This window comes from Bradyrhizobium sp. SZCCHNS3052 (assembly GCF_032484495.1).
In the GTDB taxonomy this organism is placed as follows: Bacteria; Pseudomonadota; Alphaproteobacteria; order Rhizobiales; family Xanthobacteraceae; genus Bradyrhizobium.
In genome coordinates this window covers 107,131-132,582 of record NZ_JAUETB010000003.1, presented here as the reverse complement: position 1 = coordinate 132,582, position 25,452 = coordinate 107,131, and the positions used below count along the sequence as shown (strand labels likewise).

Here is a 25,452-nt window from a genome sequence, read left to right as displayed (position 1 = left end):
TCACCTGAACGTCTTGCGCGGATCGAACGCGTCGCGCACGGCCTCGCCGATGAAGATGAGCAGCGACAGCATGATCGCGACCGAGAAGAAGCCGGTCAGGCCGAGCCACGGCGCCTGCACATTCGCTTTGGCCTGCGACAGCATCTCGCCCAGCGACGGCGAGCCGGGCGGCAGGCCGAAGCCGAGGAAGTCGAGCGCGGTCAACGTCATCACCGAGCTCGACACGATGAAGGGCAGGAAGGTCATGGTCGCGACCATCGCGTTCGGCAGGAGATGCCGCCACATGATGACGGCATTGGAGACGCCGAGCGCGCGCGCGGCCTGGATGTATTCGAAATTGCGGCCGCGCAGGAATTCGGCGCGGACCAGGCCGACCAGCGACACCCAGGAGAACAGCAGCATGATCCCAAGCAGCGTGAAGAAGCCGGGCACCAGCACCGCCGACAGGATCAGCAGCAGATAGAGATAGGGAATCGCGTTCCAGATCTCGATGAAGCGCTGGAACAGGAGATCGACCCAGCCGCCGAAATAGCCCTGCACGCCGCCGGCGGCGATGCCGATGATGGAGGAGAAGAACGTCAGGGACAGGCCGAACAGGACGGAGATGCGGAAACCGTAGATCAGCCGCGCGACGACGTCGCGGCCCTGATCATCGGTGCCGAGCCAGTTGTATTCGAGATCCCGGCAGCTCTTCAGCCCCTTTCTCTCGACCACCGCCTTGCACTGCGATTCCTTCAGCATCCAGGTCGGCGGCGACGGCGCCGGCGTGGGCAGGTCGAGATTATGCGTGGCGTAGGAATAGCGGATCAAAGGCCAGATCACCGTGCCGCCCTTGTCGGCGATCAGCTTCCGCAAATAGGGATCGCGGTAGTCGGCCGCGGTCTCGAAGTCGCCGCCGAATGCCGTTTCCGGATAGGAGACGAACGCCGGGAAGTAAAGGTGGCCGTCGAACTTGATCAGGAACGGCCGGTCGTTGGCGATCAGCTCGGCGAACAGCGAGACGACGAACAGGAACAGGAACAGCCACAGCGACCAGTAGCCGCGGCGGTTGGCCTTGAAGTTCTGCCAGCGGCGCTGGTTGAGCGGCGACGGCCGGAAACGATGCCGCGTCGGCGGCACGGCCTCGCCGAGCGGGGCCTGCGCCTTGGTCTCGACCGGAGGGGTGGCTGTGATCGTCATCAGACCTCCCGCGCCTCGAAGTCGATCCGCGGATCGATCCACATGTAGGTCAGATCCGAGACCAGGTTGATGGCGAGGCCGAGCAGCGAAAAGATGAAGAGATTGCCGAACACAACGGGATAATCACGATTCAGAATGCTCTCGAACGAGAGCAGGCCGAGCCCATCCAGCGAGAAGATCGTCTCGATCAGCAGCGAGCCGGAAAAGAACGCGTGGATGAAGGTGCCCGGAAAGCCGGCGATCACGATCAGCATGGCGTTACGGAAGACGTGGCCGTACAGCACCTGGTTCTCGCTGCAGCCCTTGGCGCGCGCAGTCATCACATATTGCTTGCGGATCTCGTCGAGAAACGAGTTCTTGGTCAGCAAGGTCATGGTCGCGAAGGCGCCGAGCGCCATCGACACCAGCGGCAAAGTGAGATGCCAGAAATAGTCGATGATCTTCCAGTACCACGGGAAGTCCGACCAGCCATCCGAAGTCAGCCCGCGCAGCGGGAAGATGTTGAGGAACGAGCCGCCAGCGAGCAGGATGATCAGCAGGATCGCGAACAGGAAGCCCGGAATGGCGTAGCCGACGATGATCACGGCCGAGGTCCAGACGTCGAAGCGCGAGCCATCCTGCACCGCCTTGCGGATCCCCAGCGGAATCGAGATCAAATAGGTCAGCAAGGTCATCCAGAGGCCGAGCGACATCGACACCGGCAGCTTCTCCTTGATGAGCTGCAGCACTGACGTGTCGCGGAAATAGCTCTTGCCGAAATCGAAGCGCGCGAAGTTCCAGACCATCAGCGCGAACCGCTCGGGCGCCGGCTTGTCGAAGCCGAACTGCTTTTCGAGCTGCTTGATGAAGGCGGGATCGAGCCCCTGCGCGCCGCGGTATTTCGAGTTCAGCTCGCTGCCGGATCCGACCTGTCCCGGCGGACGCGCGCCGAAATCCGAACCGCTGCCGCCCGAAATCCGCGAGGTGCCGCCGGTGTCGGCGCCGGTCAATTGCGCGATGACGCGCTCCACCGGACCGCCCGGCGCGAACTGCACCACGACGAAGGAGATGAAGAGGATCCCGAGCAGGGTCGGGAGCATCAGCAAGATGCGACGGGCAATATAGGCAGCCATGAACTACTTCGCCTGCTCCAGCTTTGCGGCCTTGGCGGCATCGTACCACCAGATGTCGGGGGCGCCGACGCCCGAGGCGTATTTCGGCGGCTTCGGCGGATGGTCGAACTGATCCCAATAGGCGATCGGGTGGGTCTGGCGATACCATTGCGGTATCCAGTAGTGGCCGGCGCGGAACACGCGGTCGAGCGCCCGGCAGGCCAAGGTCAGCTCGCTGCGCGTCTCCGCGGCGATCGCCTTGGCGACCAGCGCATCGATCGCGGGATTGCTGATCCCGGCGAGATTGTAGGAGCCCTTGGTTTTGGCCGTGTCCGAGGTGAAATAAGCCCGGAGGCCGTCGCCGGGGGTCGGCGACATCGACATCCGCTGAATGGCGATGTCGAAATCGAAATCCTCGACGCGGGCGCGGTACTGCACGGCGTCGACGATGCGCAGATCGGCGTCGATGCCGAGCGTCTGCAGGTTCTTGATCAGGGTGCCGTGGTGCGGCTTGAACGAGACCTCGTCGATCAGGAACTCGATCGCGAACACCTCGCCGGACGGCAGCAGCCGCTTGCCGTCCTTGACCGGCAGGCCGGCCTGCTGCAGCAGTTGCGTCGCCTTGCGCAGCAGCGCGCGATCCTGGCCGGAGCCGTCCGAGACCGGCGGCACGAACGGCTCGCCGAACACATCGTCGGGCACCTGGCCGCGGAACGGCTCGAGCAGCTTCAGCTCCTCGGGCGAGGGCGGCCCGACCGCGACCATGTCCGAGTTCTGGAACGGCGACACCGTGCGCGCATAGGCGCCGTACATGATGGTCTTGTTGGTCCACTCGAAGTCGAACGCGTAGGTCAACGCCTGGCGGACGCGGGGATCCTTGAACTTGTCGCGGCGGGTGTTGATGAACCAGCCCTGCCCGCCGGACGGCGTCTCGTCCGGCAAGAGCTCGCGCTTGACGCGGCCGTCCTTGATCGCCGGGAAATCGTAGCGCGTCGCCCAGATGCGCGCGGTGAACTCCTCGCGGAACAGATAGCTCTTGGCGGTGAAGCCTTCGAACGCGACGTCGCGGTCGCGATAGAATTCGTAGCGCACGATGTCGAAATTATACATGCCGCGGCTGACCGGCAGATCGGCCGCCCACCAGTCCTTGACACGCTCGAACTCGACGTAGCGGTTGATCTCGTATTTGCCGACCTTGTACGGCCCCGAGCCGAGCGGCACGTCGAGCGGACCCTCGTCGAACGCGCGGTTGGCGTACCAGGCCTTGGAGAAGATCGGCAGGGTCACGACATAGAGCGGCACGTCGCGCGCGCGCTTCTCGACGAAGCTCACCACGACGGTCGCATCGTCGATCGCCTCGGCCTTCACGAAGTCGCGCAGCTGAACAACGATCAGTGGATGGCCCTTCTCCTTCAGCGTGTTCAGCGAGAAGGCGACGTCTTGCGCGGTGATCCTGCTGCCGTCATGGAAGCGCGCCTCGGGCCGCAAGGTGAAGCGGTAGGCCAGCTTGTCCGCGGAGACCGCCACGGATTTCGCGACGAGCCCGTACACCGCGTCCGGCTCGTCGCTCGCGCGCACCATCAGGGTCGCGAACGTCATGTCCATGCCCTGCGCGCCCTCACCTTTCAGGACGTAGGCATTGAACGAGTTGAAGGTCTGATAGGACTGGTTATAGGCGCGCACCGAGGGGATCAGCGAGAACATCCCGCCCTTCGGAGCGTCGATATTGACGTAATCGAAATGATGGAAGTCGGCTGGATATTTCAGGTCGCCGAAGGCCGACGTGCCGTGCGACTCGGGGCCGAACTCCGCGGCCACGGCCGGCGTCAGCAGCGGATAGCTGAGCGCGCCGAACCCAAGCCCGAGCACGCCGCGGCGCGACAGATGCGGGAGCCGGCTCAAGAGCGCTTCACCTTGGCGGCCTTGTCGGCATCGTACCACCACAGATTCGGCCAGCCGGACCGCGCATATTTCGGGAACGGCGTGAAATGGCTGAAGCGGTCCCAGCGTGCGCTGCGCGCGAACGGGTAGGTGAACTGGGGGACGACGTAGAAATTCCACAGCAGCACCCGGTCGAGCGCATGCGTCGCCGCTTCGAGGGAGGCACGATCCTTGGCGTAGATGATCTTCTCGATCAGCGCGTCGACAGCGGGGTTCTTGATGCCGATCGTGTTCTTCGAGCCGGACTCGTCGGCGGCCTTGGAACCCCAGAAATCGCGCTGCTCGTTGCCGGGCGACAGCGACTGCCCCCAGACGTCGATGATCATGTCGTAGTCGAAGGTGCGCACCCGGTTCTCATACTGGACGTTGTCGACCTGGCGTACCGTGACAGCAACGCCAAGGCGCTCCAGCGACGGCTTGTAGAACAGCACGATACGCTCGGAGGACGGGTCCTGGACCAAGAGTTCGACCGTGACCGGCTTGCCGGCGGGATCGACGAGCTTGCGGTCCTTGATCTCGAAGCCTGCGTCCTTCAGCAGCCTGGTGGCCTCGCGCAGATTGGCGCGAACGTTCTCGGGATTGCCGCCCACCGGGGCCTGGTAGACCGTGGTGAACACGTCCGGCGGCACCTTGTCGCGCAGCTCCTCGAGGATCTGCAGCTCCTGGCCCTGCGGCAGCCCGGAACAGGCCAGATCCGTGCCTTCGAAATAGCTGTTGATCCGCTTGTACTGGCCGTAGAACAGCTGCTTGTTCATCTCCTCGAAATCGAAGGCGTAGTTGAAGGCACGCCGCAGCCGCGCGTCCTGGAATTGCGGACGCCGCAGGTTGAAGGCGAAGCCCTGCATGCGGCCGGAATCGCTGATCGGGAATTCGTCCTTGACCACACGCTTGTCGTTGATGGCCGGGAAGTCGTAGGCCGTCGCCCATTGCTTGGCGGAATTCTCGTTGATCCAGTCGGCCTGATCGGCCTTGAACGCCTCGAGGGCGACGATGTTGTCGCGGAAATACTCGAACTGCAGCTCGTCGAAATTGTTCTGGCCGATCTGGACCGGCAGGCTGGCGCCCCAGTAGTCCTTGACGCGCTCCATCTTGATCGAGCGGCCGGGCACGAACTCCTTGATGCGATACGGGCTCGACCCGAGCGGCGGCTCCAAGGTCGTCGCGGTGACGTCGCGCTTGCGGCCCTGCGCGTCCGTGCCTTCCCACCAGTGCTTGGGCAGAACCAGCAGCTCACCGACGATGTGCGGCAGCTCGCGATTGCCCGGACCATCAAAGGTGAACTTGACCTCGAGGTCGCCGGTCTTCTCGGCCTTTACGACATGGCGGTAGTAGGAGGAGTAGTGCGGGCTGTTCTTCTTGAGCACGTCGAGCGAGAAGATGACGTCCTCGGGTGTCACCGGCTTGCCGTCGTTCCAGCGCGCTTCCTTGCGCAGCCGGTAGATGACCCAGGAGTAGTCGTCCGGATAGGCCGCCGATTCGGCGAGGAGGCCGTATTCGGTCGACACCTCGTCCTGCGAGCGCGTCATCAGGGTCTCGTAGACCAGCCCCGCCGCGGACGCGATGTTGCCCTTCACATACATCACGACGATGTTGAAATTGTCGAAGGTGCCGAGCGAGATCATCCGCGCTGTGCCGCCCTTGGGCGCGTCGGGATTGACGTAGTCGAAGCGCTTGAAGTCCGCCGGGTACTTGATCTCGCCGAACAGCGACAGGCCGTGGCGCCAGACCAGTTGTTCACCGGCCTGCGCCTGCGCGGCGTCGAGCGGGGCAAGGCTGGCGGCGGTGCCGAGCGCCGGGGTCATCGCAGCGAAGACGCTGCTCTGCAGGAGCTGTCGTCGGGTAATCGTCAAATGAGACTTCCTCTGAATAAGACCGCTTGAAGCAGGTGGTCGGCCGTGGCCGCTGCTGCTCCCAGATCCAACGTTCGATCGTAACCCAATTCGCAAGGGCAGGTTTCGCCGGCCTCAGCCAGAGTGCTCCGGCCCCGCGAACCCGTTCCATTCAGGGGACCAATATACGGCAAGGTTTCGACCAATAACCTTGCTTTTTCCTCATGATACCGGGTTGTGAACGAGGTGGATGCGACCAAAGGTCCCAAATGCGGCGAATTTCGTCCCGCAAAGCAAAACGGCCGGGCTTGAGGCCCGGCCGTCGGAAATTGGGGGGTTAGCAGCCGATCACTTGGCTGCGGTCGGCAGCGGCGCCGGATTGTCCGACAGCGAGTTCAGGTAGGCCAGCACGTCGGCGCGCTCCGAGTCCTTCTGGATGCCGGCAAAGCCCATCGCGGTCCCCGGGATGTAGCCCTTCGGATTGGCGATGAAGTGGTTGAGATCCTCGATCGTCCAGGTGCCGCCCTTGGCCTTCATCGCGGCCGAGAAGTTGAAGCCGCGGCCTTCGCCGATCTTGTCGCCGACGATGCCGTAGAGGTTGGGGCCGACGGCATTCTTGCCGCCCTTGTCGAAGGTGTGGCAGGCCGCGCATTTCTTGGCGGCGGCAGCGCCCTTCTCAACCGAGGCGGTCTGCAGCAGCTTCTCGATCGGCTCGGCCGCGGCCGGCGCAGCGGCTTCCTTGCCTGCGCCCTGGGCCTCCTTCACGGCGATCTCGAACCCCGGTTTCTCCGGCATTTTCGGCGCGAAGATCGCGCCAGCGGAGAAGCTCGTGACCAGCACGACCAGACAGGCGGCCAGAACGGCGCCGAGGATTTTGTTCAGTTCGAAGGAGTCCATTTTGGAATCAGGCTCCGAGGGCGGATTTCATTGCTTGGGAGGCCGCGGGGCCGCGACCGTGAATCGCCCCAGGATTCGTCAAGGCATCGAGCGGAATCGAGCCGTCGCGCCTCCCCCTGCGGCAGAAGTGAGATATCGGTTTGCCCGTGCTCTGGCAACCCGTATAAGCGGGCCGCCCCTGCTGTCCCCATCCAGTCCGGCCCGCGCTGTTGCGACCGGCTCCGACCTGCCGTTTCCCGGATGACCAAGTCCAAAATCCTCGTGCTGATCCCTGCCCGCATGGCCTCGACCCGCCTGCCCGGCAAGCCGCTGCTCGACATCGCCGGCCAGCCGATGATCGTGCAGGTGCTCCGGCGCGCGCAGGAGGCCGCGATCGGCCGCGTGGCCGTGGCAACCGACACGCTGGAGATCGCGGACGCCGTGACGGCGGCGGGTGGCGAGGTGGTGATGACCAAGCCCAATCATCCCTCCGGGTCGGACCGCATCTACGAGGCCATGTGCAAGCTCGACCCTGCGCGCGAGGCCGAGATCGTGGTCAATCTGCAGGGCGATTTCCCGACCATCGACCCGCAGAACATCAGCGACGTGCTGCCGCCACTGGACGATCCCGCCGTCGACATCGCGACCCTTGCCGCGCAGATCCATACCGAGGAGGAGAGCCTCAATCCGAACGTCGTCAAGGCGGTCGGCTCGCCCCTCGGCGGCCGGCGCATGCGCGCGTTGTATTTCACCCGGGCCACGGCGCCGTATGGCGACGGACCGAGGTACCATCACATCGGGCTTTACGCCTACCGCCGGGCGGCGCTGGAGCGCTTCGTCAGCCTGCCGCCGTCGCCGCTGGAGCAACAGGAAAAGCTGGAACAGCTGCGGGCGCTGGAAGCCGGCATGCGCATCGACGTGATGGTCGTCGACGCCGTGCCCCGCGGCGTCGACACCCCCGCCGACCTCGAAACCGCACGCCGGCTGCTGTCCAAGTCTTAAGCTGCTGCTACAAGGCCCCTCATGAGCAAGATCTTGAAAATCGCATTCCAGGGCGAGCCGGGAGCCAATTCCCACATCGCCATTTCCGAGGCCTATCCGACCGCCGAGGCCATGCCGTGCGCGACCTTCGAGGACGCGCTGAGCGCGATCTCCTCCGGCGAGGCTGACCTGGGCATGATCCCGATCGAGAATTCGGTCGCCGGCCGCGTCGCCGACATCCATCACCTGCTGCCGGCCTCCGGCCTCTACATCATTGGCGAGTGGTTCCTGCCGGTCCGCCACCAGCTGATGGCGCTGAAGGGCACCAGGCTCGCCGACATCAAGACGGTCGAGAGCCACGTCCATGCGCTCGGCCAGTGCCGCCGCATCATCCGCCAGCTCGGCGTCCGGCCGATCGTCGCCGGTGACACCGCGGGCAGCGCCCGGGACGTCTCCCAGCGCGGCGACAGGAGCGTCGCGGCGATCGCCTCGCGCCTCGCCGCCGAGATCTACGGCCTCGACATCCTCGCCGAGGACATCGAGGACGAGGCCCACAACACCACCCGCTTCGTCGTGCTGGCGCGCCAGGAGCAATGGGCCGAGCAGAACTCCGGGCCGTTGGTCACGAGCTTCGTGTTCCGCGTCCGCAACCTGCCGGCTGCGCTGTACAAGGCGCTCGGCGGATTCGCGACCAACGGCGTCAACATGACCAAGCTCGAGAGCTACATGGTCGACGGCAATTTCTTCGCCACGCAATTCTACGCCGACGTCGATGGCCATCCCGACGACAAGGGGCTGGCCTTCGCCCTGGAGGAATTGAAGTTCTTCTCGCGCGAACTGCGCATCGTCGGCGTCTATCCGGCGCATCCGTTCCGCGCGACCTTCAGCGAGCGGATGGAATGATCGGACCGTCATCCCGCGGCTCCACATAGGCCGCCAGCTCGGCCGGCGTTCCCACCGGGAATGCCTGCTTCAGATGGTCGAGAAAGGCGGAGACGCGCGCGCTCAACAGCCGCCGCGACGGATACAGCGCCCACAGCGCAACCGCTGGCGCGTCCAAATCGCCCCAATGCGCCAGCCGGCCAGCCGCCAGATCGCGGCTGACGAGCGAGAGCGGCAGGCATGCGGCACCGACGCCGGCACGGACCGCATCGCGCACCATGATCAGCGATGACAACCGCAGGATCGGATCGATCGCGATGCGCGACGATCCCATTGCAGCCATGACGTCCCACGCTGCGATCTGCTCGGTGCTACGAACAACCGCAGGAACGAGCGCGCCGTCCGCCGGCCGCGTCAGGCTTGGGCTGGCCACGACCACCAGCTGATCGCGCAGGAAGATGCGGCCGACAAGGCTCTCATCGGGATCGGGATTGACCCGGATCACCAGGTCATAGCCCTCCTCGACCATGTCGACGGCGCGGTCGTCGGTCGTCACCTCGAGCCGGACCTCCGGATATCTGAGCGCGAATGTAGCGGCGAGCTTGCCCATCGCGGTCTGCGAGAACAGCAGCGGCGCGCTGATCCGCAACCGGCCGCGCGGCTGATCGCCGCCTGAGGCTATCGCACCGACGGTCTCGTCGAGCTCGGTCAGCAGCGCGCCCGTGCGCTCGAACAGCGCCCGCCCTTCCTCGGTCAGCTTCAGTGTGCGCCCGCCGCGCTCGATCAGCCTGATGTCCAGGCTCGCTTCGAGCTCTGCGACGCGGCGGGACAGCGTTGCCTTCGGACGACCGCTGGCGCGGGCGGCCCGGCCGAAGCCGCCGTGGCGGGCGACGAGCGTGAAATCGGCGAGCGCAAGCAGATCCATCTGTTCCACTAATGAGACGACATGTCCAAATATAGCGCCTATTGGCTCGCATGTGGATCGATATCTTCCGGGTGTCTCAACACCACCCCCGGAGTGATCCCATGACCATCCTCGTGACCGGTGCCACTGGAACCGTCGGCCGTCGCGTCGTCGAACAACTCGTCAGGCGCGGGGCCGATGTCCGCGCCCTCGTCCGCGATCCTGGGAAGGCCAAGCTTCCGGCGGGCGTTCAGATCGCCCAAGGCGACCTGCTCGACGTCGATTCGCTGCGCGGCGCGTTCTCGGGCGTCTCGACCCTGTTCCTGCTCAACGCCGTCACGCCTGATGAATTCACTCAGGCGCTGATCGCGCTCAATCTGGTCCGCGAGGCCGGCATCGAGCGCATCGTCTATCTGTCGGTGATCCACGGCGACGTCTACGTCAACGTGCCGCACTTCGCCGGCAAGTTCGCCGTCGAGCGGATGATCGAGCAGATGGGCCTGAACGCCACCATCCTGCGCCCCGCCTACTTCATGAACAACGATCTCACGATCAAGGATGTCGTGCTCGGCTACGGCGTCTACCCGATGCCGATCGGAGCCAAGGGCCTTGCCATGATCGACGTCAGCGACATCGGCGAGATCGCAGCGATCGAGCTGATCCGCCGCGAGCAGTCAGCCGTGCCGCTGCCGCTGACACGGATCAACCTGGTCGGCCCGGACACGCTGACCGGCGCTGACGCCGCGGCGATCTGGTCTGACGTGCTGGGCCGCACGATCGCCTATGGCGGCGACAACACCACGCAGTTCGAGACCAACCTCCGGCAGGTCATGCCGAGCTGGATGGCGTTCGACATGCGACTGATGGCCGAGCGCTTCCTGACCGACGGCATGGTGCCGGACGAGGGCGACGTCGCGCGCCTCACCACGCTGCTGGGCCGGCCGCTGCGCTCGTACCGCGACTTTGTCGCCGAGATCTCGGCCACGGCCTGAAGCCGAGCCGCTCATCATCCCCCGAAACCGAATTGCGCGGCGCGCTTCCGCGAATGCGCCCCCTCACACCATGGAGATGGTCATGACCAGTCAAGATAGCAACGTCACCACACCCAAGTCTAACATCCTCGTGCTTGGCGCCACCGGCGGCACCGGGCGGCTGATCGTGCGCGACGCGCTGGCGCGCGGCCATCACGTCACCGCGCTGGTGCGCTCGCCCGACAAGGCCGGGGACCTGCAAGGCGCGCAACTGATCGTCGGCGATGCGCGCGACGAAGCCACGCTTCGCAAGGCGCTCAAGGGACAGGATGTCGTCATCAGTTCCTTGGGCACCTCGCTCAGCCCGTTTCGCGAGGTCACCACGCTCTCGACATCGACGCGGGCGCTCGTCAAGGCGATGGAGGCCGAGAATGTTGCTCGCCTTGTCGCCATCACCGGGATCGGCGCAGGCGACAGCCGGGGACATGGCGGCTTCGTCTACGACCGGCTGATCCTGCCGCTGCTGCTGCGCAACGTCTATGCCGACAAGAACCGGCAGGAGGCGATCATCCGCGACAGCGGGCTCGACTGGGTCATCGTCCGTCCCGCCATGCTCAACGACAAGCCGGGCGGCCAGACGGTCCGCGCGCTGACGGACCTCACAGGTTTTCACGGCGGCACGATCGCGCGGGCCGATGTCGCGCGCTTCGGGGTGGACCAGGTGAGCGACGACAGCTTCCTGCGCCGCTCTCCGCTGATCACATGGTGAGACCGGCACGGCGCGCTTCGAAGTCCAGATCGCGCCATTGTTCGCCTCAACTCTCTGCACGAACTCCGTTCATCCAAGTCGGGGGCTAGTTCGAGCACACATCTTCGCGGCGACGGGATTTTACCTCGCCCCGCTTGCGGGGAGAGGTCGGATTGCATCGAAAGATGCAATCCGGGTGAGGGGGGCTCTCCGCGAAGGCGGTGCTCGCGGAGAGCCCCCCTCACCCCACCCCTCTCCCGCAAGCGGGGCGAGAGAGCCCACCGTCCGTTCCTTGAAGTGACTGGATCCGACTTCGAGATGCGTGCTCACGCTAGCCCCGTCGGGGAGAGATGAATCTTCATGCTGCACGATCCAGAACTCATCGGCTGCTAGGTTCGTGCGGGACTACGCCGCCGCCTTCCGCTCCAGACCGAAGGCGTCGGCAAGCAGGCTGTAGGAGCGCTTGCGGGCGTCGTGGTCGAAGGTCGCCGTGATCACCATCAGCTCGTCGGCCTGGCTTGCCGCGATCATCGGATCGAGCTTGGCTCGCACCGTCGCCGGGCTGCCCACGAACAGCCGCGACCGGTTGCGTGCGATCGAGGCGCGGTCCGCGTCTGTATACATGGTGGCCGCCGCCTCCTCGGGGCTCGGCAGCGGCAGGAACTGGCCGCGGTCGCGCCTGAGGCGGTTGAGGTCCATCGACGACGCCAACCGCTCGGCCTCGGCGTCGGTCTCGGCCGTCACCACCGCGACCGCCAGGATCGCATGCGGCTGTGTCCGCCAGCGCGATGGCGTGAAATGCGCGCGGTAGGTTCTCATCGCGTCGACAGCGTCGTGGCTGGCGAAATGATGTGCGAAGCCGAACCCCATGCCGAGCTGCGCCGACAGCTCGCTGGAATAGTCGCTGGAGCCGAGCAGCCAGATCGGCGGCAATGGCGCGTCGTCGGGCATGGCGATGACGTTGTTGTAAGGATGACCGGCAGGGAACTCGCGGGTCTCCCACAGCACCAGCTCATGCAGCCGCTCCAGGAAGTCGTCGCCCTCGCGGCGGTCGAGCCGGCTGCGCAGCGCATAGGCCGTGGTGCCGTCGGTGCCCGGCGCGCGGCCCAGGCCGAGATCGATCCGGCCGGGAAACAGTGCCTCCAGCATCTTGAAGCGCTCCGCGACCACCAGCGGCGCATGGTTGGGCAGCATGACGCCGCCGGAGCCGACGCGGATGTGCTGCGTCGCTGCCGCGATCTGCCCAATCATGATGTCGGGCGACGGGCTCGCCACCGACGGCAGGCTGTGGTGCTCAGCCAGCCAATAGCGGACGTAGCCGAGCTGATCGACATGGCGGGCCAGATCGATGCTGTTGCGCAGTGCCGCCGAGGCAGGCGTGGCGGTGGTCGTGACGGAGAGGTCGAGCACTGAAAGCGGGATCATGGCTTCAACCTAATGACTGCGCGGCGTGCCACAATGGGCCAACCGCGGCGGAGCCCTGCTGGAAATGCAGGGATCGACATCATCCCGAGTTGGGACACGGACATTGTATACAACATCGCCATCGAGACGTCCCACACTCGATCTCGATCAAATCCGTTCACCCACAGCCAGCACACATTGAAACATCAACATTTTATCTGCCCATCACACAATCGATGACAGCGGACAAAAGTCATCAAAATACATACAAGTGGGCGAAATCCCATTTGGGGTGGGCTGTCTATTGGGACGCACTTCCCTTATCTTCCCACATCCAAAGAGCGATCCCCTCTTGAGTTGAAATTTACGCGCCACCGGGAACCTGCGCTGCCATGACCGACCTCGCCACCGCCATCGCCGACGGCCACGCCGCAATCATCCGGCCGAAGATCTCGTTCGAGTTCTTCCCGCCGAAGACCGAGGAGATGGACCGGACGCTGTGGGCCTCGATCGAGCGCCTCGCCCCTCTGGAGCCTAGCTTCGTCTCGGTGACCTACGGCGCGGGCGGCTCGACGCGCGAGCGCACCCACGCCACGATCGCGCGCATCCTGAAGGAGACCGCGCTGCTGCCGGCGGCGCATCTCACCTGCGTCGGCGCTTCGCGCCACGAGATCGACGAGGTCGTCGACCGCTATCACGAGGTCGGCGTCCGCCACATCGTGGCGCTTCGCGGCGATCCGCCCGGCGGCATCGGCACGCCCTACTACACCCATGCCGAGGGCTATCAGAGCTCGCCCGAGCTGATCGCCGGCATCAAGAAGCGCCATCCCGATATCGAGGTCTCGGTCTCCGCCTATCCGGAGAAGCACCCCGAGAGCCGCGACTTCGACGCCGACATCGACATGCTCGAGGCCAAGGTCGACGCCGGCGCCACCCGCGCCATCACCCAGGTGTTCTTCGACAACGATCTCTACTTCCGCTACCTCGACCGTGTCCGCGCCCGCGGCATCACGATCCCGATCGTGCCCGGCATCATGCCGATGCACAATTTCAAGCAGGCGCGTGGCTTCGTGACCCGCGCCGGCACGACGGTGCCGGACTGGCTGGCCGAAAAATTCGACGGTCTCGACGACGATCCCGAGACCCGCAAGCTGGTCGCGGCGACCGTCGCCGCAGGCCAGGTGCAAAAGCTCGCCAAGCATGGCGTCGACACCTTCCATTTCTACACCATGAACCGCGCCGACCTCGTGTTCGCGATCAGCCATCTGCTCGGCATCCGTCCGAAGTCCGCCAACAAGGCTGCCGCCTGATGTCCACCCCTGTATCTCCAGCGCGTACCGCCCTCCTTGCCGCTGCAGCCAAGCGAATCCTGATCCTCGACGGCGCCATGGGCACGATGATCCAGGCGCTGCAGCTCGACGAGGCCGCCTTCCGCAGCGAGCGGTTCAAGGACTTCCATCGCGACCTCCGCGGCAACAACGACCTGCTGATCCTGACGCAGCCCGACGCCATCGAGGACATCCACGCGCAATATCTGCGCGCCGGGGCCGACATCGTCGCCACCAACACCTTCTCGGCAACCTCGATCGCGCAGGCCGATTACGACCTCTCCGACATCATCTACGAGCTGAACCGCGAGGGCGCCCGGCTCGCCCGCAATGCCGCGACCCGCGTTGCGGCCGAGGACGGCAAACAGCGCTTCGTCGCCGGCGCAATGGGCCCGACCAACCGCACCGCCTCGATCTCGCCCGACGTCTCCAACCCCGGCTACCGCGCCGTGACCTTCGACGACCTCCGGCTCGCCTATGGCGAGCAGGCGCGCGGGCTCCTGGACGGCGGCGCCGACATCCTGCTGCTCGAGACCATCTTCGACACGCTCAATGCCAAGGCGGCGCTGTACGCCATCGCCGAGCTCTGCGAGGAGCGCGGCATCGACGTGCCCGTGATGATCTCGGGCACCATCACCGACAAGTCCGGCCGCCTGCTCTCGGGCCAGATGCCGGAGGCGTTCTGGAATTCGGTGCGGCATGCCAAGCCGCTGACCATCGGCTTCAACTGTGCGCTCGGCGCCGAGGATCTGCGCGCCCATGTCGCCGACATCGGCCGCGTCGCCGACGCGCTGGTGTGCGCCTATCCCAATGCCGGCCTGCCCAACGAGTTCGGCCAGTATGACGAGACGCCGGCCTACATGGCGCGACTGATCGGCGAATTTGCGCGGGACGGCCTCGTCAACATCGTCGGCGGCTGCTGCGGCACCACGCCCGAACATATCGCGGCGATCGCCGCCGCCGTCGCCCCGCACAAGCCTCGCGCCGTGCCGGAGATCGCGCCGCGGCTGCGGCTGTCGGGCCTCGAGCCGTTCGAACTCACGCCCGCCATTCCGTTCGTCAATGTCGGCGAGCGCACCAACGTCACGGGTTCGGCCAAATTCCGCAAGCTGATCACCGCCGGCGATTACACCGCGGCGCTGCAGGTCGCGCGCGACCAGGTCGAGAACGGCGCCCAGGTCATCGACGTCAACATGGACGAGGGCCTGCTGGATTCGGAAGCCGCGATGCGGACCTTCCTCAACCTCGTCGCCGCCGAGCCGGACATCGCTCGCGTTCCCGTGATGGTCGATTCCTCGAAATTCCACGTCATCGAGGCGGGCCTGAAATGCGTGCAGGGCAAGCCGGTGGTGAACTCGATCTCGCTCAAGGAAGGCGAGGAGAAGTTCATTCACGAAGCGAAGATCGCGCGTCGCCACGGCGCCGCCGTGGTCGTGATGGCGTTCGACGAGACCGGCCAGGCCGACACCTACAAGCGCAAGACCGAGATCTGCGCCCGCGCCTACAAGATCCTGGTCGAGCAGATCGGCTTTCCGCCTGAGGACATCATCTTCGATCCCAACATCTTCGCCATCGCGACCGGACTTGAGGAACACAACAATTACGGCGTCGACTTCATCGAAGCGACACGCTGGATCCGGCAGAACCTGCCGCATGCGCATGTCTCGGGCGGCGTCTCCAATCTCTCCTTCTCGTTCCGCGGCAACGAGCCGGTGCGCGAAGCCATGCATTCGGTGTTCCTGTATCACGCCATCAAGGCGGGCATGGACATGGGCATCGTCAATGCCGGTCAGATGATCGTCTATGACGACATCGATCCGGAGCTGCGCCAGGTGTGCGAAGACGTCGTGCTCAACCGCGACCCCGGCGCCTCGGAGCGGCTGCTGGCGCTGGCCGAGAAATTCCGCGGCCAGGGCAAGCAGACCAAGGAGGCCGATCTCGCCTGGCGCGAATGGCCGGTCGACAAGCGGCTGAGCCACGCGCTGGTGCATGGGATCACCGAGTTCATCGATGTGGACACCGAAGAGGCGCGCGCCGCGTCGACGCGGCCGCTCGACGTCATCGAAGGCCCGCTGATGGCCGGCATGAACGTGGTCGGCGACCTCTTCGGCGACGGCAAGATGTTCCTGCCGCAGGTCGTGAAGTCCGCGCGCGTGATGAAGCAGGCGGTGGCCTATCTGATGCCGTTCATGGAGGCGGAGAAGGCTGCCAACAAGGGCCGGGCCAACGAGCGCTCCAACGCCGGCAAGATCGTGCTCGCTACCGTCAAGGGCGACGTCCACGACATCGGCAAGAACATCGTCGGCATCGTGCTCCAGTGCAACAATTTCGAGGTCATCGACCTCGGTGTCATGGTGCCCGCGGCCAGGATCATCGAGACGGCCAAGGCCGAGAACGCCGACATCATCGGTCTCTCCGGCCTGATCACGCCCTCGCTCGACGAGATGGCGTATCTCGCCTCGGAGATGGAGCGCCAGGGCCTGAACGTGCCGCTCCTGATCGGCGGCGCTACGACGAGCCGTGTCCATACTGCGGTCAAGATCGATCCGAACTACCAGAATGGCCCGGTCGTTCACGTCAACGACGCCAGCCGCGCCGTCGGCGTCGCCTCCTCACTGCTGTCGCCGGAGCGCAAGGATACCTACGCCACGGAGGTTCGCAGCGAATATCAGAAGATCGCCGCTGCGCATCTGCGCGGCCAGGCCGACAAGAAGCGGCTGAAGCTCGCGGACGCCCGCGCCAACGCGCCGAAGATCGACTTCGCCAAGGCGAAGCCGGTCAAGCCGACCTTCCTCGGCGTCAAGACCTTCGTCGACTACGACCTCGCCGAGCTCGTGCCCTATATCGACTGGACGCCGTTCTTCCAGACCTGGGAGCTCGCCGGCCGTTTCCCTGGCATCCTCGACGACGCCAAGGTCGGCGAGGCCGCGCGCGCGCTGTATGACGACGCGCTGAAGATGCTGAAGCGCATCGTCGACGAGAAGTGGTTCACGGCGCGCGCCGCGATCGGCTTCTGGCCGGCGAATGCGGTCGGCGACGACATCGTGCTCTATGCCGACGAGGGCCGCACCAAGCAGATCGCGACGCTGCACACGCTGCGCCAGCAGCTCGAGAAGCGCGAGGGTCGCTTCAATACCGCGCTCAGCGACTTCATTGCGCCGCAGGGCTCGGGCGTGCCGGACTATGTCGGCGGCTTCGTCGTCACGACAGGCCTCGGCGAGGATGCCGTCGCCGACCGCTTCAAGAACGCCAATGACGACTATTCCTCGATCCTGGTGAAGGCGCTGGCCGACCGCCTCGCCGAGGCGTTCGCCGAGCGCCTGCATGCCCGCGTCCGCCGCGAGTTCTGGGCCTACGCCCCGGACGAGGCGCTCTCGCCGGACGATCTGATCCTGGAGAAGTATCACGGCATCCGTCCCGCGCCCGGCTACCCGGCGCAACCCGACCACACCGAGAAGGCGACCTTGTTCGAGCTGCTCGACGCCGAGAGAAATGCCGGCGTGCGGCTGACCGAGAGTTTTGCGATGTGGCCGGGCTCGTCGGTGTCGGGCCTCTATTTTGCCTCGCCGGAGAGCTTCTATTTCGGCGTCGGCAAGATCGAGCGCGACCAGGTCGAGGACTACGCCGCGCGCAAGGGCATGACCGTCGCCGAAGTCGAGCGCTGGCTGGCGCCGATCCTGAACTACATTCCGGCAAGGGGCGGCCAGCAGGCGGACGCGGCAGCGAGCGCCGTCGCTTCGCCCGCTCCGGCCAACGACGCCGCCCCCGCCGAGCTCGCGAGCCATCCGGTGGGCTGCACCTGTGCCGTTCATCTCGCCTGGCGCAAGAAGGCGGTCGGCGCGAAGTAGCCGGCGCGGTCGCCCCATCCACAGCTGTCGTCCCCGCGAACGCGGGGACCCATACCGCGTGATCTACCCGTCGTCCGCGGTGGCTGATATCGCGCAAAACGACATCTCCCTGTGGTTATGGGTCCCTGCGTTCGCAGGGACGACAGCGGTTATGACGCCCCCTGCTCGGCTCACACGCTGCACTTGGACGCCCCTCCTCCGTGTCCCCCGCGCCACGGCCGCCGCGAATGACAAAGCGCCACAGCCGGCGCCATGCGATGCAGCGTGGACTTATCCCCGGTAACCGGCTGAAATGCCGCCGGGGCCTCCGGGTGGTTTTTCGTTCATGTCGTTGCAGTTCAGGCTTGCGTCCCGAAACCTGTTCCATGACAGGCTTCGATTCATTGCCACCATCATCGGCATCATCTTCTCGATCGTGCTGGTGACCGTGCAGATGGGCCTCTATGTCGGCTTCCGCCGGATGGTCACGACCATGATCGACCATTCCCCGGCCGAGCTGTGGATCATGCCGGTCGGCACCAAATGCTTCGAGGACCCCTCGCTGCTCGACGAGCGGCAGCGGTTCCGCGCGCTTGCTGTTCCCGGAGTGGCGGAGGCGACGCCGCTGGTGATCGGCTATGCGCAATGGCGGCTGCCGCAGGGCACCACGACGCCGGTCTTCGTGGTCGGCTCGGAACTGCGCGGGCTCGGGCTGCATCCCTGGAACGTGGTGGAGGGACGGCTGGACGACCTGTCCGTGCCGGGCGCGGTCGCCATCGACCAGACCTATTTCGAGCGGCTCGGCATCGGCGGCGCCGGCCAGGCTGCGGAGCTCCGCGACCAGAAGGTGCAGGTGATGGCTGTCACCAAAGGCATCCGCTCGTTCACGACAACGCCTTACGTGTTCACCGACGTCGACCGCGCCCGCGCCTATACCGGCATCGCCTCGAACAAGGCGTCCTATCTGGTGGTCAAGCTGGCGGCCGAGGCCGACCTCTGGACCGTGCAGCGGGCGCTGCGCGACAGCCTGTCCAATGTCGACGTGCTGACCGCAGCCGAGTTCGCGAGCCGCAGCCGCTCGTTCTGGCTGTTCGGCACCGGCGCGGGTGCCGCGCTGTTCGCCGGCGCCCTGCTCGGCCTCATCGTCGGCACCGTGATCGTGGCGCAGACGCTCTATTCCAGCACCAAGGATCACATCAACGAGTTCGCGACCCTGCGCGCGATCGGCTCGTCCAGCCGCTACATCTACACCGTCATCATCTGGCAGGCGCTGCTCAGCGCCATCGTCGGCTTCGCCGGCGCTGCGGCGATCGGCAGGATCGTGGCGGCCGCGACCGCGGAATCGGCGCTGCCGGTCATCATGACCCCGACGCTGACGGTCGCGCTGTTCGTGCTGACGGTGACGATGTGCGTCGGCTCGGCGATCGCGGCGATCCTCAAGGTCATGCGCATTGACCCGACCCTGGTGTTCTCGCGATGACCGACACCGTGCTCGAGGCCACCGATCTCGTGCATCACCTCGGCCAGGGGGCCGGCCGGGTGCAGGCGCTGAAGGGCGTGAGCCTGTCGTTGAAGGGCGGCGAGCTGGCGCTGCTGATGGGCCCCTCAGGCAGCGGCAAGACGACGCTGTTGTCGATCCTGGGCTGCCTGATGACGCCGGATGGCGGTGCCGTGCGGGTTGCCAACCAGCCGGTCGCGGGGCTCGATCCCGAGGCGCTGGCGAAGCTGCGCCGCGAGCGCATCGGCTTCATCTTCCAATCCTATCATCTGTTTCCGACGTTGAACGCCGAGGACAATGTGCGGCTCGCGCTCGACGTGCGCGGCGAACGCGCGCGGGCCGCGAAACTGGCGGCGCGCGAGGTGCTCGAGCGGGTCGGCCTCGGCCCGAAGAAGCGGTCGTTCCCGCGCCAGCTCTCGGGCGGCGAGCAGCAGCGCGTCGCGATCGCCCGCGCCATCGTCGGCAAGGCGCAGGTCATTCTCGCCGACGAGCCGACCGGCGCACTCGATACCGCCAACGGTCAGGCGATCATGACCCTGCTCGCCGATATCGCCAAGGATCCGTCGCGCGCGGTGCTGGTGGTGACGCACGATCCGCGCATCCTGCCGTTTGCCAATCGCGTCATTCACATCGAGGACGGCCGCATCGTCCGCGAGGAGAGCGGCGGCGAGTCCATGAAGAAAGTCTCGCACGCATGATATCGGGAATTCCAGAACGCGCTCACCTGCTCGGGCTCGTCGCCGCGGCTGCATTGGCTATCATCGTCACGCCGACCTCGATTCCACCGACAGCGCGTGCCGCCAATGCCCAGGAGGAACGCTGGCTGGCCGTCGCACCCGGCCGGGTCGAGCCGGCATCCGGCCTGATCAAGCTCGGCGCGCCGGTGGTTGGGCTGATCCAGGACGTGCTGGTCAGGCCAAACGAGACCGTGTTCGCCGGCCAGGCCCTGGTGCGGCTCAGCGATGGCGAAGCTCGCGCGCAGCTCGCCAGCGCCGAGGCGCAGGTCGCGATGCGCAAGCGCGTGCGCAACAAGGAGTCGACGCCGTCTGGCGCGGGTCCCCGGCGCCGCGCCGAAGACGGCCTCGCCGATGCGCAGGCGGCGGTGTTCGACGCGCGTGCTGCGCTCGACAAGGCCGTGACCGAGCGGCGCGCCGGGCGCGGCGCCGATGCCGATGTCGACACCGCACGCACGCAATTGACAGCCGCGCAGGCGAAGCTGGAGCAGCAGGCCGACGAGCTGCGCAAGGTCACCGCTGATGCGCCACTGCCGATCAGCGCCGAGGGCCAGCTCAACGTCGCCCGCAGCGAACTGCAGGGCGCCCGCGCCACGTTGGAAAAGCTCACCATCCGCGCGCCGCTCGACGGCACGGTGCTACAGGTCAATGCGCGCACCGGCGAGATCGCTTCGCCGCAGACGACGCCACCGCTGGTGCTGCTCGGCGATACGTCCTCGCTGCGCGTGCGCGCCGAGCTCGACCAGCGCGACCTCGACAAGATCAAGGTCGGCCAGCAGGCGGTGGTCCGCTCCGACGCCTTCCGCGGCCGCGACGTCGCCGGCAAGGTCGCCGCCGTCGCCCCGCTGGTCGAGAGCAGCCGCACTGCTGCGCTCAGCCAGCGCAACATGACCGACGTCGACGTGGTGGAAGTGCTGGTCGATCTCGCCGAGCCGGGCCCGTTCGCGGTGGGTATGAAGGTGGACGTGTATTTCAAGCCGTGAGGGGCGCGCCGCTCGGCCCACGCCTCTTGCGCTGCTGCCCACCCTCCCCTGGAGGGGGAGGGTCGCTCGCACGCGCAGCGGGCGATCGGGGTGGGGCGAAGCCACGAGCACTGCTGCTGATGAGAGATCACCCCACCCCGCCTCACGTTTCGCTTCGCTCATCGTGCGGCGACCCTCCCCCTCCAGGGGAGGGTGAGCACCGAGCAAGCTGCACGGTCTGACGTCTCGATGGACTCCATCAATCCCCGCTCGGCGGGGCCAGCGGCTGGACGATCTCCTGGAATGGCGGCAGCGCCTCGCACCTTGCGGCGTGGGCCGCCAGCGCCGGATAGCGCGCGGCGTCGAACAGATGCGGATGCGCCTCGCGTGTGAAGCGCAGCACGCAGGCGACGGCGATGTCGGCGTGGCCGATGTTGTCGCCATACCAATAGGCGCTCGTCACATCTGCGCGCTCGGCCTCCAGCATTGCCAGCACGCCGGAGATCTGGGCCTCGCAGCGCGCGACCCACAGCGCGAGGCGGTCCTTGCGCAGCACGCGCTCGTAGATAAGGCTGACGGCCTTGTCGCCGAGACCGGTCGCGAGCGCGATCGTATGCAGCTGCTGGCGGCGCAGCGCGCCGCTCCGCGCCAGCATCGCGCGCTCGGGCCCGACGGTCTCGTCGAGATGATCGAGGATCGCCGCTGAATCGATCAGCGCCTCGCCGTCATCCAGCACCAGCACCGGCACGCGCAGCAGCGGATTGTACGGCGCGATCTTGTCGGCGTCGCCGAAGGTCGACCACGGCTTGTGCTCGAACGGCACGCCGTAGAGCTTGAGCGCGATCGCGGTGCGGCGGACGAAAGGCGAGTCGTATTGGCCGATCAGGAACATCGGTTATCCTCCTGTGCGGCGCATTGAAGCGCCGTTCGGCGCCGTTGTCAGCTCCCATGTTCAGGCGAGCAGCGGCACATGCGCTGCGACGTCGCGCGGCAGCGTGCCGTCGAGGCGCGGGTCGGGGGCGATCTCGATCTGCCGCCGGAAGGGACGGAAGCCGGAGCGCTGGTAGAAGGCCAGCGCGCGGGGATGATCGAAGCTGCAGGTGTGGACCCAGAGCCGCGTCAGCGGCTGCGCCCAGGCGCGGCGCAGCGCGTGGTTCATCAGCAGCCGTCCGGCGCCGGTGCCGATCAGCTTCGACGTGACGCCGAACAGCGCCAGCTCGCAATCGGTCTTCTTGCGGAAGTCGAGCTCCAGCAGGGCTTCATCACCGCCGCCATGCGCCAAGGTGTAGATCTCGACTCCGTCAGCGCGAATCGTCTTGGCAAGCTCCGCATCGCTCATCCGCGTGCGCTGCGACCACAGCCACTCCCAGCCGACGCGGGCATAGAGGTCGCGGTACCAAGCGAGATCGGGCTGCGCGACGCGGCGAATGCTCCAGTCGCCGACCGGATCGGGCGGCAGCACTGGCGGTGCCAGCATTTCCAGCGAGGTCACCACGGCCGCGACCTTGCCGGGCGGGACGTCGACATATCCGTCGGGAATGGTCACTCAAGACGACCTGATTGAAGGGTGATCGGCAACCAGCTTACCCCGGACGTAATTGGAACCGCACAGCGGTCCCGGCATGGTCGGCGCATTCAACATCAGGAGCCATGCCCATGCAACGACGAGACGTGCTGCTGACCGCGGCAGCAGCCACCTTCGCGGCGACGGGACCGAGCCTCGCCGCCGCACCGACCGCGGCGCGCCCCCGTATCCGCTGCAGCGACGGCGTGACGCTCTATCACGAGGAGTGGGGCAGCGGCCGGCCGGTGCTGTTCGTACATGCCTGGGCGCTGACCAGCGCGATGTGGACCTACCAGATCTCCGATCTCAGCCAGCGCGGGCTGCGCTGCATTGCCTTCGACCGCCGCGGCCATGGACGCTCCGACGTGCCGGGCGGCGGCTACGAGCTCGACCGCCTGGCCGACGACATCGCCGAGGTCATCGCGCAGCTCGACCTTGATGATGTCGCGCTGGTCGGCATGTCCATGGGCTGCAACGAGATCCTCAACTACGTCGCGCGGCACGGCACGGGACGCATCTCGCGCATCGCGATGCTCGGACCGACGACGCCGTTTCCGCTGCAGACCGCGGACAATGCGCTCGGCGCGCCCCACGGCTATTTCGAGCAGTGCTGGGCCGCGTGGCAGAGCGACTTTCCGAAATGGATCGAGGACAACAAGCTGCCGTTCTTCACTAAGGACGCCTCGCCGCAGATGATGGAATGGGTCGCGGCGATGATGCGCCAGATGCCCATTCCCGTCGCGGTCGCCACCAACCGCGCGCTGATCGCGACCGACCTGCGGCCGGTGCTTGCGAAGATCGACCGTCCCGTGCTGATCCTGCACGGCGACAAGGACGTCTCAGCGCCGCTCGACATGACGGCACGGCCGACCGCCAAGGGCATCAAGGGCGCCGAGCTGAAGGTCTATCCCGGCGGCCCGCATGGGCTATTCGTGACCCACATGAAGCAGGTCAATGCCGACCTTGCTGCGTTCCTGGCTTAGCTGCTGTGGGAGGCGAGCGCCCTACTCGCCCTCGTCGCTCGCCAGCACCCCCTTCACGGCGCGAGCCCAGCCGGCGAGCTTGCGCTCTCGCGTCGCCGCGCTCATCGCCGGCCGGAAGCGGTGCTCGAGCCGCCAATTGTCCGCGAACTTTTCCGGCTCCGGATAGACGCCCGCGTGGAGGCCGGCGAGATAGGCGGCGCCGAGCGCGGTGGTCTCCTGGATCATGGGACGGTCGACTGGTGCGTCGAGCAGGTCGGCGAGACGCTGCATGGTCCAGTCCGAGGCGGTCATGCCGCCGTCGACGCGCAGCACGATCGTGGCGGCGGACGCATCGGGCCAGTCGGCGCGCATCGCGGCCCACAGATCGTAGGTCTGGTAGCACACGCTCTCCAACGTGGCATGCGCGAGCTCGGCCGGGCCGGTATTGCGGGTCAGGCCGAACAGCGCGCCGCGCACGCGCGGATTCCAATACGGTGCGCCGAGGCCGACGAAGGCCGGCACCAGATAGACCGACTGCATCGAGTCGGACTTGTCGGCGAGCGGGCCGGTTTCGGCGGCATGCTTGATGATGCCGAGCCCGTCGCGCAGCCACTGCACGGCCGAGCCGGCGACGAAGATCGAGCCTTCGAGCGCGTAGGTCCTGACGCCGTTGAGCTGATAGGCGATCGTCGTCAGCAGCTTGTTGTTCGATTTCACCGGCGTGGCGCCGGTGTTGAGCAGCGCGAAGCAGCCGGTGCCGTAGGTCGACTTCATCATGCCCGGCGTGAAGCAGGCTTGGCCGATGGTGGCCGCCTGCTGGTCGCCGGCGATCCCCGCGACCTTGATCGGGCCGCCGAACAGATCGGGCGTGGTGGTGCCGAAATCGGCGGAGGAATCCTTCACCTCGGGCAGCATCGAGCGCGGCACGCGCAAGAGCTTCAGCAGCGTCTCGTCCCACGCACCGGTGTGGATGTTGAACAGCAGCGTGCGCGAAGCGTTGGTGGCATCGGTGGCATGCACCTTGCCGCCGGTCAGCCGCCACAGCAGGTAGCAATCGACGGTGCCGAACATCAGTTCGCCGCGTTCGGCGCGCTCGCGCGCGCCAGGGACGTGGTCGAGGATCCAGGCGACCTTGGTGCCGGAGAAATAGGGATCGATGATCAGGCCGGTTTTGGCGCTGACATCCGGCTCGTGGCCATCGGCCTTGAGCTTGGCGCAGATGTCGGCGGTGCGGCGGTCCTGCCAGACGATGGCGCGGTGGACGGCCTGGCCGGTGGCGCGGTCCCATACCACGGTGGTCTCGCGCTGGTTGGTGATGCCGATCGCCGCGATGTCCTTGGCCGTCAGTCCCGCCTTCTCAAGCGCATCGCGGCAGGTCATCACCGTCGAGGTCCAGATGTCCTCCGGCTCGTGCTCGACCCAGCCGGAGGCCGGGAAATGCTGCGGGAATTCCTGCTGCGCGACCGCGGCGATCGAGATGTCGGAGCGGAACACCATCGCGCGCGAGGACGTGGTGCCCTGATCGATGGCCAGCACGAAGGACATGGGTTTTCTTCCCGGTAGGTTGACGACGTTGGGCCGACAAGCAAGCGGATCGGGCGGGCGAGGTCAAGGTGGAGCGGCACGTGTCTATCCACCCTCCCCTGGAGGGGGAGGGTCGATCGCCCGCGCAGCGGGCGAGCGGGGTGCGGTGAGCCACGGGCGATGGCGATTGTGGAGAGATCACCCCACCCCGCCTCACGTTTCGCTTCGCTCGTCGTGAGGCGACCCT

At 66.3% G+C, this 25,452-nt stretch carries 20 protein-coding genes; 10 read left to right on the top strand and 10 right to left on the bottom strand.

Annotation, left to right across the window (positions count from 1 at the left end):
• The 5 genes from QX073_RS12170 to QX073_RS12150 all read right to left on the bottom strand — a co-directional run bounded on the left by QX073_RS12170 (position 1) and on the right by QX073_RS12150 (position 6,937).
• Positions 1–1,179 (bottom strand): ABC transporter permease, encoded by a 1,179-nt coding sequence (locus QX073_RS12170; RefSeq protein ID WP_316225817.1) that lies wholly within the window; start codon positions 1,177–1,179, stop codon positions 1–3.
• Entirely contained in the window at positions 1,179–2,291 is a 1,113-nt protein-coding gene (locus QX073_RS12165; protein ID WP_316225816.1) for a microcin C ABC transporter permease YejB, read from the bottom strand. The genes QX073_RS12170 and QX073_RS12165 overlap by 1 nt, the downstream gene beginning before the upstream one ends.
• A gap of 3 nt (positions 2,292–2,294) precedes the next feature.
• Positions 2,295–4,172 (bottom strand): extracellular solute-binding protein, encoded by a 1,878-nt coding sequence (locus tag QX073_RS12160; RefSeq protein ID WP_316225815.1) that lies wholly within the window; start codon positions 4,170–4,172, stop codon positions 2,295–2,297.
• Positions 4,169–6,013, bottom strand: a complete 1,845-nt coding sequence (locus QX073_RS12155) for an extracellular solute-binding protein (RefSeq protein ID WP_316225955.1) — start codon at positions 6,011–6,013, stop codon at positions 4,169–4,171. Before QX073_RS12155 ends, QX073_RS12160 begins: the two co-directional genes overlap by 4 nt.
• 375 nt (positions 6,014–6,388) lie before the next feature.
• On the bottom strand, positions 6,389–6,937 hold the full coding sequence (locus QX073_RS12150; protein WP_315825971.1) for a c-type cytochrome: 549 nt from the start codon (positions 6,935–6,937) through the stop codon (positions 6,389–6,391).
• Positions 6,938–7,177: 240 nt separating this feature from the next.
• On the opposite strand from QX073_RS12150, the gene QX073_RS12145 reads away from it, so the two are divergent.
• Positions 7,178–7,918, top strand: coding sequence for a 3-deoxy-manno-octulosonate cytidylyltransferase (locus QX073_RS12145; protein ID WP_316191688.1), 741 nt, complete (start codon positions 7,178–7,180; stop codon positions 7,916–7,918).
• Between the two features lie 21 nt (positions 7,919–7,939).
• The gene (locus tag QX073_RS12140; protein WP_316169528.1) at positions 7,940–8,800 is read left to right on the top strand and encodes a prephenate dehydratase; all 861 of its coding nucleotides are present in this window, start codon (positions 7,940–7,942) and stop codon (positions 8,798–8,800) included.
• On the opposite strand, the gene QX073_RS12135 is transcribed toward QX073_RS12140, so the two are convergent.
• Complete coding sequence (locus QX073_RS12135) at positions 8,781–9,704, bottom strand: LysR family transcriptional regulator (RefSeq protein ID WP_316225814.1); 924 nt, start codon at positions 9,702–9,704, stop codon at positions 8,781–8,783. The genes QX073_RS12140 and QX073_RS12135 overlap by 20 nt on opposite strands.
• Positions 9,705–9,805: 101 nt before the next feature.
• Here QX073_RS12135 and QX073_RS12130 point away from each other — a divergent pair, with 101 nt between their 5' ends.
• A complete protein-coding gene (locus tag QX073_RS12130; RefSeq protein WP_316191690.1) occupies positions 9,806–10,675 on the top strand; it encodes an NmrA/HSCARG family protein in 870 nt (289 codons plus the stop codon).
• An 82-nt stretch (positions 10,676–10,757) separates the two neighbouring features.
• A complete protein-coding gene (locus tag QX073_RS12125; RefSeq protein ID WP_410052367.1) occupies positions 10,758–11,423 on the top strand; it encodes an NAD(P)-dependent oxidoreductase in 666 nt (221 codons plus the stop codon).
• Between the two features lie 384 nt (positions 11,424–11,807).
• On the opposite strand, the gene QX073_RS12120 is transcribed toward QX073_RS12125, so the two are convergent.
• Complete coding sequence (locus tag QX073_RS12120; RefSeq protein WP_316225812.1) at positions 11,808–12,827, bottom strand: LLM class flavin-dependent oxidoreductase; 1,020 nt, start codon at positions 12,825–12,827, stop codon at positions 11,808–11,810.
• A gap of 371 nt (positions 12,828–13,198) precedes the next feature.
• Between QX073_RS12120 and metF the strand changes: the two genes are divergently transcribed.
• From metF to QX073_RS12095, 5 genes are all read left to right on the top strand, one after another.
• Entirely contained in the window at positions 13,199–14,116 is a 918-nt protein-coding gene (gene metF / locus QX073_RS12115; RefSeq protein ID WP_316225811.1) for a methylenetetrahydrofolate reductase [NAD(P)H], read from the top strand.
• Positions 14,116–17,982, top strand: a complete 3,867-nt coding sequence (gene metH, locus QX073_RS12110) for a methionine synthase (RefSeq protein WP_316225810.1) — start codon at positions 14,116–14,118, stop codon at positions 17,980–17,982. Before metF ends, metH begins: the two co-directional genes overlap by 1 nt.
• Before the next feature lie 325 nt (positions 17,983–18,307).
• Positions 18,308–19,441 carry an ABC transporter permease gene (locus tag QX073_RS12105; protein WP_316169534.1) on the top strand — a complete coding sequence of 378 codons (1,134 nt, stop codon included), beginning with the start codon at positions 18,308–18,310 and terminating at the stop codon, positions 19,439–19,441.
• Positions 19,438–20,157 carry an ABC transporter ATP-binding protein gene (locus QX073_RS12100; RefSeq protein WP_315713789.1) on the top strand — a complete coding sequence of 240 codons (720 nt, stop codon included), beginning with the start codon at positions 19,438–19,440 and terminating at the stop codon, positions 20,155–20,157. Before QX073_RS12105 ends, QX073_RS12100 begins: the two co-directional genes overlap by 4 nt.
• Complete coding sequence (locus QX073_RS12095) at positions 20,154–21,176, top strand: HlyD family secretion protein (protein ID WP_316225809.1); 1,023 nt, start codon at positions 20,154–20,156, stop codon at positions 21,174–21,176. The genes QX073_RS12100 and QX073_RS12095 overlap by 4 nt, the downstream gene beginning before the upstream one ends.
• A gap of 238 nt (positions 21,177–21,414) precedes the next feature.
• Here QX073_RS12095 and QX073_RS12090 read toward each other — a convergent pair whose 3' ends face one another.
• Positions 21,415–22,047, bottom strand: coding sequence for a glutathione S-transferase family protein (locus QX073_RS12090; protein WP_316225808.1), 633 nt, complete (start codon positions 22,045–22,047; stop codon positions 21,415–21,417).
• A gap of 60 nt (positions 22,048–22,107) precedes the next feature.
• The gene (locus QX073_RS12085; RefSeq protein ID WP_316225807.1) at positions 22,108–22,701 is read right to left on the bottom strand and encodes a GNAT family N-acetyltransferase; all 594 of its coding nucleotides are present in this window, start codon (positions 22,699–22,701) and stop codon (positions 22,108–22,110) included.
• A 110-nt stretch (positions 22,702–22,811) separates the two neighbouring features.
• Here QX073_RS12085 and QX073_RS12080 point away from each other — a divergent pair, with 110 nt between their 5' ends.
• Positions 22,812–23,702, top strand: coding sequence for an alpha/beta hydrolase (locus QX073_RS12080; RefSeq protein ID WP_316225806.1), 891 nt, complete (start codon positions 22,812–22,814; stop codon positions 23,700–23,702).
• 21 nt (positions 23,703–23,723) lie between these two features.
• On the opposite strand, the gene glpK is transcribed toward QX073_RS12080, so the two are convergent.
• Positions 23,724–25,226: a glycerol kinase GlpK gene (gene glpK / locus QX073_RS12075; protein WP_316194823.1), complete on the bottom strand. Its 1,503-nt coding sequence runs from the start codon at positions 25,224–25,226 to the stop codon at positions 23,724–23,726.
• Positions 25,227–25,452: the final 226 nt, after the last annotated feature.

What these genes read in the sequence shown, in the direction of transcription:
- QX073_RS12170 (WP_316225817.1), bottom strand. Translation starts at nt 1,179, where the DNA reads ATGACGATCACAGCCACCCCTCCGGTCGAGACCAAGGCGCAGGCCCCG.
- QX073_RS12165 (WP_316225816.1), bottom strand. Translation starts at nt 2,291, where the DNA reads ATGGCTGCCTATATTGCCCGTCGCATCTTGCTGATGCTCCCGACCCTG.
- QX073_RS12155 (WP_316225955.1), bottom strand. Translation starts at nt 6,013, where the DNA reads ATGACCCCGGCGCTCGGCACCGCCGCCAGCCTTGCCCCGCTCGACGCC.
- QX073_RS12150 (WP_315825971.1), bottom strand. Translation starts at nt 6,937, where the DNA reads ATGGACTCCTTCGAACTGAACAAAATCCTCGGCGCCGTTCTGGCCGCC.
- QX073_RS12145 (WP_316191688.1), top strand. Translation starts at nt 7,178, where the DNA reads ATGACCAAGTCCAAAATCCTCGTGCTGATCCCTGCCCGCATGGCCTCG.
- QX073_RS12140 (WP_316169528.1), top strand. Translation starts at nt 7,940, where the DNA reads ATGAGCAAGATCTTGAAAATCGCATTCCAGGGCGAGCCGGGAGCCAAT.
- QX073_RS12135 (WP_316225814.1), bottom strand. Translation starts at nt 9,704, where the DNA reads ATGGATCTGCTTGCGCTCGCCGATTTCACGCTCGTCGCCCGCCACGGC.
- QX073_RS12130 (WP_316191690.1), top strand. Translation starts at nt 9,806, where the DNA reads ATGACCATCCTCGTGACCGGTGCCACTGGAACCGTCGGCCGTCGCGTC.
- QX073_RS12125 (WP_410052367.1), top strand. Translation starts at nt 10,758, where the DNA reads ATGACCAGTCAAGATAGCAACGTCACCACACCCAAGTCTAACATCCTC.
- QX073_RS12120 (WP_316225812.1), bottom strand. Translation starts at nt 12,827, where the DNA reads ATGATCCCGCTTTCAGTGCTCGACCTCTCCGTCACGACCACCGCCACG.
- metF (WP_316225811.1), top strand. Translation starts at nt 13,199, where the DNA reads ATGACCGACCTCGCCACCGCCATCGCCGACGGCCACGCCGCAATCATC.
- metH (WP_316225810.1), top strand. Translation starts at nt 14,116, where the DNA reads ATGTCCACCCCTGTATCTCCAGCGCGTACCGCCCTCCTTGCCGCTGCA.
- QX073_RS12105 (WP_316169534.1), top strand. Translation starts at nt 18,308, where the DNA reads ATGTCGTTGCAGTTCAGGCTTGCGTCCCGAAACCTGTTCCATGACAGG.
- QX073_RS12100 (WP_315713789.1), top strand. Translation starts at nt 19,438, where the DNA reads ATGACCGACACCGTGCTCGAGGCCACCGATCTCGTGCATCACCTCGGC.
- QX073_RS12095 (WP_316225809.1), top strand. Translation starts at nt 20,154, where the DNA reads ATGATATCGGGAATTCCAGAACGCGCTCACCTGCTCGGGCTCGTCGCC.
- QX073_RS12090 (WP_316225808.1), bottom strand. Translation starts at nt 22,047, where the DNA reads ATGTTCCTGATCGGCCAATACGACTCGCCTTTCGTCCGCCGCACCGCG.
- QX073_RS12080 (WP_316225806.1), top strand. Translation starts at nt 22,812, where the DNA reads ATGCAACGACGAGACGTGCTGCTGACCGCGGCAGCAGCCACCTTCGCG.
- glpK (WP_316194823.1), bottom strand. Translation starts at nt 25,226, where the DNA reads ATGTCCTTCGTGCTGGCCATCGATCAGGGCACCACGTCCTCGCGCGCG.